Genomic DNA, 12,405 nt, shown 5'->3' with positions numbered 1-12,405 from the left:
TATCCGTAAAGTGCTGTCGCGCAACAATCCAGCGCTACAGCTGCATTAAATCGATCAGTATCTGGCGCGTGTTCAAGGTGGCGCCACCCAGTTGATGGGCCAGCAAAAAGCGCATCAGCAGCTTGCTTTGCGCCTGCGTGGCCACGTCAACATAATCTTCGCGCTCCATGTCGAGCAGGGTCTTGCCCGTGATCTTCGGCCAGGCATCGCTGGCGCGTGCCGGGCGCGGCCCCCGTTCCGGGTCGACCACGTACACCTGCCCCGCCTCGACGGCCTGGCGCGTGCCCGTGCAGCGCGTCAGGTCGGCCGCCACGCCCGTTTCCTTGAGCAAGGCGCGCTCGAACTTGCGCAGCACGATGGGCGGCGGCTCATTGTGCGCCAGTTGATTCAAGGTAGCAACGTAGTGGTCGAACAGGACGGGATGCGGGTCGTCGCGCGCCAGCAGTTTGACCAGCAATTCGTTCAGATAGAAGCCGCACAGCAAGGCGGTCTTTTCCAGCGGCAACATGCCGCCCACCCATTCGGCACCGGTGAGAATGCGCAGCTCGGATTTGCCCGTCCAGCCCGCCTGCAGCGGCTGGAACGTCTGCAGCACGCCGCGCAACTGCGAATGGGGCCGCTTGGCGCCCTTGGCGACGAGCGCGATGCGGCCGTACTCGCGCGTAAACACGTCGACGATGAGGCTGGTTTCTTTATGCGGGTAGCTGTGCAGCACGAAGGCTGGCTGGCCCGTGATGCGGCCGTCGCGCGCGGGCGGACGGCTGCGCCGGGGAGGCGGTGCGGAAGGTGCGGCCGGCGGCGCGGGGACGGCGAGTGAAGCTGGCGCGAAGTCAGGCTGCGCTGGCGTGGTGGTGCTCATGCGTGTAGCGTCGCCCCCGGGTTGCGGATTACTCGTAGCCGTAGGCGCGCAAGCCCGCCTCGTTATCGGCCCAGCCCGACTTGACCTTGATCCAGATTTCCAGGTACACGGGGCCGCCGAACAGCTTTTCCATGTCCAGGCGGGCCTGGGTGGAGACTTCCTTCAGGCGCGCGCCCTTGTTGCCGATGACCATGGATTTATGCGTATCGCGCTCGACCAGGATGGCGGCGAACACGCGGCGCAGATCGCCTTCCTGCTCGAATTTCTCGATCAGCACGGTGCTCGTGTACGGCAGTTCGTCACCCACGAAGCGGAACAGTTTTTCGCGCACGATTTCCGAGGCGAGGAATTTTTCGCTGCGGTCCGTGATGTCGTCCGGGCCAAAGATGGGCTGGTTCTCCGGCAAGAAGCGCTTGATCTCGTTCTGCAAGCCTTCCAGCTGGAAATGCAGCTTGGCGGACACGGGCACGATGGCGGCGAAGTCGCGCATGGCGGCGATCTTTTGCGCGAACGGCAACAATACAGCCTTGTCCTTGACGCGGTCGGATTTGTTGATGACGAGGATGCATGGCACTTCCTTCGGCAGCAGGTCCATCACTTGCTGGTCGGCCGGGCCGAAGGTGCCCGCCTCGATCACGTACAAAATCACGTCCGAGGAAATCAGCGTGTTCGTGACGGTCTTGTTCAGCGTCTTGTTCAGCGCGTTCGAGTGGCGCGTCTGGAAACCGGGCGTGTCGACGTAGATGAACTGCGCGTCCGGCACCGTCTGGATGCCCGTGATGCGGTGGCGCGTGGTTTGCGCCTTGCGCGAAGTGATGCTGACCTTCGCGCCGATCAGCACGTTCATCAGGGTCGATTTGCCCACGTTGGGGCGGCCCACGATGGCGATATAGCCACAGCGGAAGTTGTCGGGCATTTTGGTGGCTATCATGCTAGTGTCGATTCTGTTTAGTGTGAGCGGCGATCGCCGGGGCTGCAGGAGCTTGCGCGTCGTCGCTCTGGATGGTGGCAATGCCGGCCAGTTTGAGCTGGGCGGCGCGCGGTTTCGGCTTGCGGCTGGCGGCAGGCGACTTCAACAGCGCCTGCTCGGCCACGTCCAGCGCCAGTTTGGCGGCGGCTTGCTCACCGGCGCGGCGGCTTCCGCCACGGCCGTAGACCTGGATATTCAATTTCGGCACCAGGCATTCGATCTCGAATTCCTGGCTGTGGGCGGCGCCATGGGTGGCCACCACGTTGTACTGTGGCAGCGAAATTTTCTTGCTTTGCAAAAACTCCTGCAGCAGGGTCTTGGCATCCTTGCCCAGGGTTTGCGGATCGACCGAGTCGAGGATGGGAATGTAGAAGGCGCGGATCACCGTGCTGGCCGCATCGAAGCCCGTATCGAGAAAAATCGCGCCCAGCAAGGCTTCCAGCGTATCGGCGAGGATCGAGGGACGGCGGAAACCGCCCGATTTGAGCTCGCCTTCACCGAGGCGCAGGAATTGCGACAATTCCAGCTTTTGCGCGATTTCATACAGCGACTGCTGCTTCACCAAATTCGCGCGCAAGCGCGACAGGTCGCCCTCGTCGATGGTCTTGAAGCGTTCGTACAGGATGGAAGCGACCACGCAGTTGAGAATGGAGTCGCCGAGGAATTCCAGCCGCTCATTATGCAAACTGCTGTGGCTACGATGCGTCAAGGCTTGCTGCAACAGGCCAGCATCCTGGAACGTATAGCCTAAACGGGTTTGCAATAGCTGAAGATTCATTGTTGTTTCTGTATCATCTGAGTAATTCGGCTGGCCGCCGCGCGGGGAATCGGCGCGGCGGCCATAGGGGCGGCCTAGTGGATGCCGCCCACGCGTTTCGGGTTGCTGAAGTTCATCCACACCAGGAAAGCCTTGCCGACGATGTTCTCGTTCGGCACGAAGCCCCAGTAGCGGCTGTCCGCGCTATTGTCGCGGTTATCGCCCATCATGAAGTAGTTGCCTTGTGGCACCACACACGTAAAACCATCTTCGTTGTAGTTGCACGCATCCTTGTGCGGGAAATCCTTCACTTCGCGCAAGTTCAACGTGGGAGCAGGCTCGTCGTTGAGGATGCGGTGGCTCACGCCCGTCAGATTTTCTTCCAGCTGCTTGTGGTAGACCGTGCTTTCATCGTCGAGGTAGTCGTCCAGCGGGGTGTACTGCACTTCCTTGCCGTTGACCGTCAAGCGCTTGTTTTCATAGGTGATTTTATCACCGGGTACGCCGATCACGCGCTTGATGTAGTCTTGCGACATATCTTTCGGATACTTGAACACCATCACGTCGCCGCGTTGCGGATCATTGACTTCAATGATGCGCTTGTTGACGATCGGCAAACGGATGCCATAGGTGAACTTGTTGACCAGGATCAAATCACCGACCAGCAAGGTCGGCACCATCGAGCTCGACGGGATCTTGAACGGCTCGTACAGGAACGAACGCAGGCAGAACACGAGGGCGATGACGGGGAAGAAGCTGCCCGAATACTCGACCCAGGTCGGCTGGCGCAACAGCGCCGCCTCGATGGTCGCGCGGCTGCCGCCCGCATCGGACTTGATGCCCTCGGCGGCCAGCTTGGACTGGCGCGCATCGAACTCCGCCAGGGCGCGGTCGGCCGCCTTGCGGCGCTGCTTGGACAGATAAAACACATCCAGGCACCAGACCAGGCCCGTCAACACCATCAGCACGAACAGGATTAAAGCAAAATTTCCTAAAATCACTTGCAGGTTCATTGATTAACCATCCACTTGTAAAATTGCCAGGAATGCCTCTTGCGGGATCTCCACGGAACCCACTTGCTTCATGCGTTTCTTACCCGCTTTTTGTTTTTCCAGCAATTTTTTCTTGCGGCTGATGTCGCCGCCATAGCACTTGGCCAAGACGTTCTTGCGCAAGGCTTTCACGTTCTCGCGCGAAATGATGTTGGCGCCGATGGTCGCTTGAATCGCCACGTCGAACATCTGGCGCGGAATCAGTTCGCGCATCTTGGCAGCCACCTGGCGGCCACGGTACTGGCTGTTCGAACGGTGGACGATGATGGCCAGCGCATCGACTTTTTCGCTGTTGATCAGCATGTCGACCTTGACCACGTCGGCGGCGCGGTATTCCTTGAACTCGTAATCCATCGAGGCATAGCCGCGCGATGTCGATTTCAGGCGGTCGAAGAAGTCCAGCACGATCTCGGCCATCGGCATTTCGTAGACCAGCTTGACCTGGCGGCCGTGGTAGCTCATGTCCATCTGGATGCCGCGCTTGCCGATACACAGGGTAATCACGGAGCCCACGTATTCTTGCGGCATGTACAGATTGACGGTGACGATAGGCTCGCGCACTTCCTCGATGCGCGACGGATCGGGCATCTTCGATGGATTGTCGACGTTGATCAAGGTGCCGTCACGCTGGATCACTTCATACACCACGGTGGGCGCCGTGGTGATCAGGTCCATGTCGAACTCGCGCTCGAGGCGTTCCTGCACGATTTCCATGTGCAGCAAGCCCAGGAAGCCGCAGCGGAAGCCGAAGCCCAGCGCCTGCGACACTTCCGGCTCGTACATCAGGGCCGCGTCATTCAGTTTCAGCTTTTCCAGCGAGTCGCGCAGCGCGTCGTACTGGTTCGCTTCCACAGGGAACAGGCCGGCGAACACTTGCGGCTGCACTTCCTTGAAGCCCGGCAATGGCGCGGCGGCAGGACGGCTGACCAGGGTGACGGTATCGCCCACTTTCGCCGCTTTCAATTCCTTGATGCCGGCGATGATGAAGCCCACCTGGCCAGCGGAGAGTTGCGGCAAGGATTGCGAACGGGGCGAGAACACGCCGATGTCTTCCACCAGCTGCACCGAATCGGTGGCCATCAAGCGGATCTTGTCTTTCGGTTTCAGGGTGCCGTTGACCACGCGCACCAGCATCACCACGCCCACATAGGCGTCATACCAGGAATCGACGATCAGCGCCTGCAGCGGCGCATCGGGGTCGCCCTTCGGTGGCGGCACCTTGACGATCAGTTGCTCGAGCACGTCCAGCACGCCGAAGCCCGTCTTGGCCGAGCAATGCACGGCGTCGGCCGCGTCGATGCCGATCACGTCTTCGATCTCGGCAATGGCGTTCGGTGGATCCGCGTTCGGCAAGTCGATCTTGTTCAGGACGGGCACCACTTCCACGCCCAGGTCCAGCGCCGTGTAGCAGTTGGCGACCGTTTGCGCTTCCACGCCTTGCGACGCGTCCACCACCAGCAGTGCGCCTTCGCACGCCGACAGCGAGCGCGACACTTCATAGCTGAAGTCGACGTGGCCCGGCGTATCGATCAGGTTCAGGTTGTAGATCTGGCCATTGCGCGCCTTGTAGTGCAGGGCCGCCGTTTGCGCCTTGATGGTAATGCCGCGCTCGCGCTCCAGATCCATCGAATCGAGCACCTGCGCCTCCATCTCGCGGTCGGACAAGCCGCCGCACAATTGAATGATGCGGTCAGCCAGGGTCGATTTACCGTGGTCAATATGGGCGATGATGGAGAAGTTGCGTATGTTATTCATTAACTAATATATGTGCGAGTGACAACACTGCTTTAACAGGAATCAAGGGGATCATGTCCGGGCCAAAGAGGGCCAAAACCAGGCGCCCCGCTCATGATGAAAAAAGCGCTCCGAGCAGGACATCTGCATGCCCAGGCGAGCGCTTTTGAAGCGACAGAAGCTGCTGCCTCGGACAGTAGCTTTTTCGACCTCCCCATTTTACCGGATTTCAGAGCGGAAAGCCCGTCTTTCAGAGGCCGGCAGCGGGCAAGCCGACATTTTCAGCTGTTTCCGGCAGCGGAATGCTGCAATGCAGTGTCAATATTGGCATTAAAGCTACACCAGGCAGCGCAGCACGGCGGCCTCGTCCAGAAAATAATGGCATAGCTCGGGTTGGGCCAGGTCGCCGAACAGCACCGGCACCAGCTCATCGAAGCGGGCCAGCAAGCTCGCATCGGGCGCCGCATCGATATCGATCACGTCCACCGTAAACGGTTTGTCAGGCGGCTGCAACAGGAGCAGGGCGTCGAGCATGTCCTGGCAAAGGTGACAATAACTGCGGGAATAGAGAGTGAAATGCATGGCGGGCAGGATACCGCATCCCGGCTGTGGCCGGAATGCGGGATGATCACATAGTTACTTCGCCGATGGACGCAGCGAAACGAATTGCGCCACGTCGCCACGACGCACCAGCACGGCCGACGACTTCTTCGGATCGAGCTTGGCCACCAGGGCATTGAACTGCTTGGCATCTTTCACGGCAACGTTGTTCAATTGCAAGATCACGTCGCCAGGCTGCAGGCCGGCCAGGGCCGCCACGCCATCCGCGTCGTCGACCAGCACACCCGCGTCGATCTTCAGTTCCTGCTTCTTCGCGGCCGGCACGTCGCTGACCTTCAGTCCCAGTGCATTGACGGCTTGCGCTTCCGGCTCCCTGGCACCCTTCTTGGCCGTTTTCTCGGCTTCCAGCTCGACGACGGTGACGGGAATATCCTGCTGCGCGCCCTTGCGCCAGACGGTGACAGTGGCCTTGCCGTTGACGGCGGCGGAGCCTACCAGGCGCGGCAGGTCGGATGAACGCTCGATGGGCGCGCCATTGAATTTCAGGATGATGTCGCCCGGCTTGATGCCCGCCTTGTCGGCAGGGCCGCCCTCTTCCACCATCGACACTTGCGCGCCCTTGGCGTTGGGCAAGCCCAGCGATTGCGCCACATCCTTGCTCACTTCGCCGATCTGCACGCCGATACGGCCGCGCACCACTTTACCCGTCTTTTTCAGCTGCTCGCCCACGCGCATGGCTTCATCGATGGGCACGGCAAACGAAATGCCATTGTAGGCGCCGGACAAGGTGGCGATCTGCGAATTGATGCCGATCACTTCGCCGCGCATATTGATCAGGGGACCGCCCGAATTGCCGGGGTTGACGGCCACGTCGCTCTGGATCAGGGGCAGGTAGTCGCCCGTGTCGCGGGATTTGGCGGAAATGATGCCGGCCGTTACCGTGTTTTCCAGGTTGAATGGCGAGCCGATGGCGATCACCCACTCGCCCACGCGGATCTTGTTCGAGTCGCCGATGGTCAGGCGCGGCAGATTGGCGCCCTCGATTTTCAGCAGGGCCACGTCGGTGCGCGCATCGGCGCCGATGACCTTGGCCTTGAATTCGCGCTTGTCCGTCAGGGTCACATAGACTTCATCGGCGCCGTCGACCACGTGGGCATTGCTCAGCACGTAGCCATCAGCCGAAATAATGAAGCCGGAACCGACACCGCGCTGCACTTCCTGCTCCTGCGGCACGGCGCGACGGCCGCCGCGCGGCGCCTGCTGGCGCGGCGTCGGCATGGCGCCGCCAAAGAAGCGGCGCAGGAATTCCTGCATTTCCTGCTCATCCTGGCCGCCCGCGCCGGGCGCCGTCATCTTCAGGCGCTCGGTGGTGCGGATATTCACCACGGCCGGGCCAACGGCGTCGACCAGGTCCGAGAAATCAGGCAGTTTCACGGCCGGCACGGCGGCCTGCGCCTGTGGCACCAGGCCCAGCATGGTCGGGGCAAAAAAAACGCCAGCCGTACCGAACAATAAAGCGGAAAGCGTCTTCACTGAAAACGACTTGCTGGCGGCACATATGTTTTTTTTCATGGAAAGGATCTTTTCGAGTATATAAACGGATCAAAACGCGGATCAGGCGATTACCTGCGTGCATGATTGGCCGTCATGACGGCACCCCGGGGGCAAATACACCTGGTAGCGCGCATGGCAGCAACAATATATCGCAAAAGCAAGATATTGCCTGCACACAGTGTCAATCGTACCGAAGTCCGGTGTCAAGAGGGCCAGGAGCAGCTTAAGAGCCTATCCCAGTAGATGAATACATCCCCTGCTGGCGCCCCTCAGAAGCGGGGACTGCGTTGATCGTCGTCGCGTGGCTCGCCACGCGTCCTCCTCACGCCTTGTCCGCGCTCCTGATGAACTGCCAGCAGAAGACGCTCACTACTGGGATAGGCTCTAAGTATCACCCCTTTAAAGGTGCGTCGCCACAGATGAAATAAAACCTGCACTCTTTGTAGCAAACATCATCTAACTGGGACAGGAGGAAACTGCCATGATGATGAATGCTGTGGTATCGCACTGCGCAAAAATCAGCCCGCTGACTGTAATGGCAAGGCTGGCGCTGCAACGTGCCCTCGATCCTGCTTGGGTCGATGCACTGTTCGAGCGTGAACGTGGCGCCCAATACCAGAGGGAGCTACTGTTCTCGACGACAGTCGAACTGATGTCCGTGGTCGCAGTTGGGCTGCGGCCATCGCTTCACGCTGCAGCGCAGGCTTACCCTGATTTGCCTGTTTCGGTGCAAGCTTTATATGACAAGGTCAAGCATACCGAGCCGAACCTGGTACGGGCTCTGGTCACCGGCAGCGTCGAGCGCCTTGGAGATGTGATCACGCCATTTTTGCAGGGGAATGCACCGCTGGTTCCGGGTTACCGCACCCGAATCGTGGACGGTAACCATTTGCCTGCAAGCGAAAAGCGGTTGAAGCCTTTACGCGCCTTTCGCGGCGCCGCAATGCCTGGCCAGTCCCTTGTGGTGTATGACCCTGATTCGGGCCTGGTCGTCGATATGGAGCCTTGCGAAGATGCACACTCGCAGGAACGCGCCGTAATGCCGCCGTTACTAGAGCGTTCGCATCCGGGCGACCTGTGGATTGCTGATCGCAACTTCAGCACGCGCATGATCCTGTCCGAATGGGATCGCCGTGGGTGTGCCTTCATCGTGCGTGAGCACGGTCGTACGCCCAATCCGGCACCGCTCGACGAGCTGACATATCGAGGGAGAATCGCGACCGGCGCCGTCTTTGAACAGTGCGTTGCCATCCCTGGAGCTACAGGACAGAAGGTAGCATCACGTCGCATTGAACTGCAACTTTACAAGCCCACTAACGATGGCGAAATGATTCTCCGATTACTGACGAATCTACCAAAAGAGCATTTCAGCGCACGCGCCATTGCTCGCCTATACAGCAAGCGCTGGCGGATCGAGACAATGTTCCAGCGGCTCGAATCGGTCTTGCACAGTGAAGTCAAGACTCTCGGACACCCGCGCGCAGCCTTGTTCGCGTTCGGTATCGCGATCCTGGCCTATAACGTGCTGACTGTCTTGCAGCGCGCGGTAAGCACCGCGCACGACTTGGTTGCCAGCGGCATTGAGCTATCGCCGTTTTATGTGGCCGTGGAGGTACGGGCGCACTATGCCGGCATGGTGATGGCTGTGCCAACCAAAGCATGGCGGCGCTACGACGCCATGTGTGCATCAGAGCTGAGCAAATTACTGCTTCAGATTGCCGCTTACGCCAAACCAAAAACGCTGCGCAAACACCCTCGCGGCCCGAAAAAAACAGTAAAAAAAGGCTACGTGGCCGGCGCTGTTGCGCGACGCCACGTATCAACGGCACGGGTATTAAAAGACGGTGCTGTCAATGTACACCTTTAAAGGGGTGGCTCTAAGTATCAAGACCCGCCTGGCATAAGATGCCGCGGATGCCGCGCGCTAGCGTTGCGCCAGCGGCCCCGCCTCCAGCGGCTCGGCGGCGCCCGGCGGCACGATGGGCAGCAATGGCTCCGCCTGGACAACCGGCTCGTCAGGCGCCGGCTCGGCGGCCAGCCGGCTGGCCAGGCACGCGTCGAATTGGGCACTCAGGGCATGGCCGCACTGCTCCGAGCGCAGCACGTCGCCGATCAGGCGATAGGCATCCCAGGCTTGCCGCCCCTCATCCGTGTCGAGGGCGGCAAAAGCCAGTTCGAGTTCGCTCGCCGCCAGCTCGCCATCGGCCAGGGCGGAAATCGTCTCGTGCAATCGTGTATGCGTATCCATGATGGGTCCTGCCATTTCAAGAGGATAGTTGCGGAAACCGGACGCAGCCATGCCAACCTCATACTCCGCAGATTACCAGCGCTTGTCAATCGGCATATCCAACAACGGTTTCAATTTCTCTGCGATCACTTCGCGCGCGCGGAAAATGCGGCTGCGCACGGTGCCGATGGGGCACGCCATGATCTCCGAAATCTCTTCATAGCTGAGGCCCTCGATCTCGCGCAGCACGATGGCCGTGCGCAGCTCGATGGGCAGCACCTCCATGGCCGCGTTGACTGTGGCTGCAATCTGCTTGCTGGCCAGCACCGATTCGGGCGTATTGTTGTCACGCAATTTATTGCCGTCATCGAAGGACTCCGCGTGCTCGGCGTCGGCATCGCTGGACGTGGCGGCGCGCCGCCCCTGCGTGACGAGATAATTCTTGGCCGTATTGATGCCGATGCGATACAACCAGGTATAAAAGGCGGCATCGCCGCGAAAATGGCGCAGCGCCCGATAGGCCTTGATAAAGGTTTCCTGCACCACATCTTCGGCCTCCGCCGGGTCATGCACAAGTCGCGACACCAGGCGCATCAAGCGGCGCTGATATTTCGATACCAGCACATCGAATGCCCGTTTGTCGCCAGCCTGCACCCGCTCGACCAGCAACTGATCATACTCGCGCTCTGTCCTCACGCCCGATGTCCCCGTTCGCATGCAGCGTGGGCGCCTGTATGGATATAGAGTTGGCCCGCTGCAAGAAGTTCAGTGTTCGCCCCATTTTTATTCTTCCCCACTGCGCGCCGCGATGGCCCGGCACGCCACGGCCAGCGGGCGGAAGGCGGTGCAAGCGCTGCCACGCTGCGCCAGCACCTGCGTGCGTCGCCCCGCGGCATCGGCCAGGCACAGCACCAGCAGCGATGGCCACAGGGTCGAGCCCGGCAACAGGCGCAGCACCGGCGGCACCAACGGCGCCGCGCCGGACGGCGCCCCGCCATGCTCCAGATATACCGCCAGCCGCAACTGGCCGACCGGCGAAATATCAAGCACCTGCGGCTTTCTGCGCTGGCGCAGCAAAGCCAGCAAAAACACGCCGCCAGCCGCACTCGATAGTGCACCGGGCCAGCCCAGCGCATAGCCGCCCACCAGCTGACCGGGGCCGGAACCAGAGCCAGACAGGGCCGCAACGTGCCACGCGCCGCTCAGGGGCCAGGCGGCCAGCACCGCGCACAGTCCCAGCACCGCTTGCAGCAGGCGCAAACAGACAGGCGTGCGAATGACAGCCGCTACCGCGATCGACATATTGCCAACTCAAAGGGAAAAACATCAGGCGCGCCGGCACCATGCCGGGCAAATTCAGGCACCAACGAACGTTGGCACCGAATCAGCGCTCACTACGGTTTGACCGTAGTGAGCGCTTGAAAGTTCCTGCTTATTTCGCTTTACCGAAAATCAGCGTGCCATTCGTTCCGCCGAAGCCGAACGAATTCTTCACTGCGTAATCGATCTTCATGTCCCGCGCCGTGTTGGCACAGAAATCGAGATCGCAAGCGGGATCCTGGTTGAAGATGTTGATGGTCGGTGGCGACACCTGATGGTGCAATGCCAGGACCGTAAACACCGCTTCCAGACCGCCCGCGCCGCCCAGCAAATGGCCCGTCATCGACTTCGTCGAGTTGACGACCATATGCTTGGCATGCTCGCCGAAGGTGCGTTTGATGCCCATCACTTCCGCCACGTCGCCTTGCGGGGTCGACGTGCCGTGCGCGTTCAGGTACTGAATCTGATCCGGGTTCAAACCTGCGTTGTTGAGGGCCGCGATCACCGATCTGCTGCCGCCGCTACCATCTTCCAGCGGCGAGGTCATGTGATAAGCATCTGCACTCATCCCGAAACCATGCACTTCGGCATAGATCTTGGCACCACGGGCCACCGCGTGCTCGTACTCTTCCAGCACCATGACGCCAGCACCCTCGCCCAGCACGAAGCCGTCGCGGTCGGTATCCCACGGACGCGATGCCGTTGCCGGATCGTCGTTGCGGGTCGACAAGGCACGTGCCGAGGCGAAACCGCCCAGGCCCAGCGGCGACACGGTCGATTCAGCACCACCGGCAATCATGACGTCGGCATCGCCGTACTCGATCATGCGCGCGGCAGCGCCGATGCTGTGCAAACCGGTGGTACACGCCGTCACGATCGCCAGGTTCGGACCCTTCAGACCATATTTGATCGAAAGATTGCCAGAAATCATGTTAATGATCGAGGCAGGCACGAAAAATGGCGAGATACGGCGCGGACCGCGCTTTTCGTACTCGGATTTGGTTTCCTCGATCAGCGGCAAGCCACCGATACCGGAACCGATGATCACGCCGATGCGCTCGGCGTTTTCCTCGGTCACTTCCAGACCGGAGTCCTGCATCGCCTGGATGCCTGCAGCCATGCCGTAATGGATAAAGGTATCCATGTGGCGGGCTTCCTTACCGGAGATGTACTCTTCGATATTGAAACCTTTGACTTCACCGGCAAAATGCGTGGTGAAGGGCAATGCATCAAACTTGGTAATCGTGGCAATGCCGGATTTACCTTCGGTAATTGCGCTCCACGCCTCGGCAATAGTATTGCCGACAGGTGAAACACAGCCCAGGCCGGTTACAACAACACGACGGTTTTTAGAACGGCTCAAGCGATTCT

12 protein-coding genes are annotated in these 12,405 nt (G+C 60.3%); 1 reads left to right on the top strand and 11 read right to left on the bottom strand.

Going from position 1 to position 12,405, the window contains the following annotated elements:
* Positions 1-34 precede the first annotated feature (34 nt).
* The 7 genes from recO to KY494_RS27335 form a co-directional block, all read right to left on the bottom strand.
* A complete protein-coding gene (gene recO / locus KY494_RS27365; protein ID WP_219134522.1) occupies positions 35-859 on the bottom strand; it encodes a DNA repair protein RecO in 825 nt (274 codons plus the stop codon).
* 28 nt (positions 860-887) lie between these two features.
* A complete protein-coding gene (gene era / locus KY494_RS27360) occupies positions 888-1,790 on the bottom strand; it encodes a GTPase Era (protein WP_116745007.1) in 903 nt (300 codons plus the stop codon).
* A gap of 1 nt (position 1,791) precedes the next feature.
* Positions 1,792-2,607 (bottom strand): ribonuclease III, encoded by an 816-nt coding sequence (gene rnc, locus KY494_RS27355; RefSeq protein WP_086140332.1) that lies wholly within the window; start codon positions 2,605-2,607, stop codon positions 1,792-1,794.
* 74 nt (positions 2,608-2,681) lie between these two features.
* A complete protein-coding gene (gene lepB, locus KY494_RS27350; RefSeq protein ID WP_096236432.1) occupies positions 2,682-3,599 on the bottom strand; it encodes a signal peptidase I in 918 nt (305 codons plus the stop codon).
* Positions 3,600-3,602: 3 nt separating this feature from the next.
* Complete coding sequence (gene lepA, locus KY494_RS27345) at positions 3,603-5,393, bottom strand: translation elongation factor 4 (protein ID WP_096236434.1); 1,791 nt, start codon at positions 5,391-5,393, stop codon at positions 3,603-3,605.
* 315 nt (positions 5,394-5,708) lie between these two features.
* The gene (locus KY494_RS27340; RefSeq protein ID WP_219888965.1) at positions 5,709-5,954 is read right to left on the bottom strand and encodes a glutaredoxin family protein; all 246 of its coding nucleotides are present in this window, start codon (positions 5,952-5,954) and stop codon (positions 5,709-5,711) included.
* A 54-nt stretch (positions 5,955-6,008) separates the two neighbouring features.
* Positions 6,009-7,505, bottom strand: a complete 1,497-nt coding sequence (locus KY494_RS27335) for a DegQ family serine endoprotease (protein WP_219888963.1) — start codon at positions 7,503-7,505, stop codon at positions 6,009-6,011.
* A gap of 517 nt (positions 7,506-8,022) precedes the next feature.
* On the opposite strand from KY494_RS27335, the gene KY494_RS27330 reads away from it, so the two are divergent.
* Positions 8,023-9,354 carry an IS4 family transposase gene (locus KY494_RS27330; protein ID WP_219891539.1) on the top strand — a complete coding sequence of 444 codons (1,332 nt, stop codon included), beginning with the start codon at positions 8,023-8,025 and terminating at the stop codon, positions 9,352-9,354.
* 57 nt (positions 9,355-9,411) lie between these two features.
* On the opposite strand, the gene KY494_RS27325 is transcribed toward KY494_RS27330, so the two are convergent.
* From KY494_RS27325 to fabF, 4 genes are all read right to left on the bottom strand, one after another.
* The gene (locus KY494_RS27325; protein WP_258194504.1) at positions 9,412-9,735 is read right to left on the bottom strand and encodes a sigma-E factor negative regulatory protein; all 324 of its coding nucleotides are present in this window, start codon (positions 9,733-9,735) and stop codon (positions 9,412-9,414) included.
* Between the two features lie 72 nt (positions 9,736-9,807).
* On the bottom strand, positions 9,808-10,431 hold the full coding sequence (gene rpoE / locus KY494_RS27320) for an RNA polymerase sigma factor RpoE (protein WP_219888961.1): 624 nt from the start codon (positions 10,429-10,431) through the stop codon (positions 9,808-9,810).
* 66 nt (positions 10,432-10,497) lie between these two features.
* Entirely contained in the window at positions 10,498-11,016 is a 519-nt protein-coding gene (locus KY494_RS27315) for a hypothetical protein (RefSeq protein WP_219888959.1), read from the bottom strand.
* A 130-nt stretch (positions 11,017-11,146) separates the two neighbouring features.
* Entirely contained in the window at positions 11,147-12,397 is a 1,251-nt protein-coding gene (gene fabF / locus KY494_RS27310; RefSeq protein WP_219888957.1) for a beta-ketoacyl-ACP synthase II, read from the bottom strand.
* Positions 12,398-12,405: the final 8 nt, after the last annotated feature.

Origin of the sequence: Janthinobacterium sp. PAMC25594 (genome assembly GCF_019443505.1) — a bacterium.
Lineage (GTDB): Bacteria > Pseudomonadota > Gammaproteobacteria > Burkholderiales > Burkholderiaceae_D > Janthinobacterium.
Note: the sequence above shows the minus strand (reverse complement) of the source record. Positions and strands in the feature narration are given on the sequence as shown.

Excerpts from the sequence above, each read along its gene's own strand:
- recO (WP_219134522.1), bottom strand. The coding sequence starts at position 859 with ATGAGCACCACCACGCCAGCGCAGCCTGACTTCGCGCCAGCTTCACTC.
- era (WP_116745007.1), bottom strand. The coding sequence starts at position 1,790 with ATGATAGCCACCAAAATGCCCGACAACTTCCGCTGTGGCTATATCGCC.
- rnc (WP_086140332.1), bottom strand. The coding sequence starts at position 2,607 with ATGAATCTTCAGCTATTGCAAACCCGTTTAGGCTATACGTTCCAGGAT.
- lepB (WP_096236432.1), bottom strand. The coding sequence starts at position 3,599 with ATGAACCTGCAAGTGATTTTAGGAAATTTTGCTTTAATCCTGTTCGTG.
- lepA (WP_096236434.1), bottom strand. The coding sequence starts at position 5,393 with ATGAATAACATACGCAACTTCTCCATCATCGCCCATATTGACCACGGT.
- KY494_RS27340 (WP_219888965.1), bottom strand. The coding sequence starts at position 5,954 with ATGCATTTCACTCTCTATTCCCGCAGTTATTGTCACCTTTGCCAGGAC.
- KY494_RS27335 (WP_219888963.1), bottom strand. The coding sequence starts at position 7,505 with ATGAAAAAAAACATATGTGCCGCCAGCAAGTCGTTTTCAGTGAAGACG.
- KY494_RS27330 (WP_219891539.1), top strand. The coding sequence starts at position 8,023 with ATGGCAAGGCTGGCGCTGCAACGTGCCCTCGATCCTGCTTGGGTCGAT.
- KY494_RS27325 (WP_258194504.1), bottom strand. The coding sequence starts at position 9,735 with ATGGATACGCATACACGATTGCACGAGACGATTTCCGCCCTGGCCGAT.
- rpoE (WP_219888961.1), bottom strand. The coding sequence starts at position 10,431 with ATGCGAACGGGGACATCGGGCGTGAGGACAGAGCGCGAGTATGATCAG.
- KY494_RS27315 (WP_219888959.1), bottom strand. The coding sequence starts at position 11,016 with ATGTCGATCGCGGTAGCGGCTGTCATTCGCACGCCTGTCTGTTTGCGC.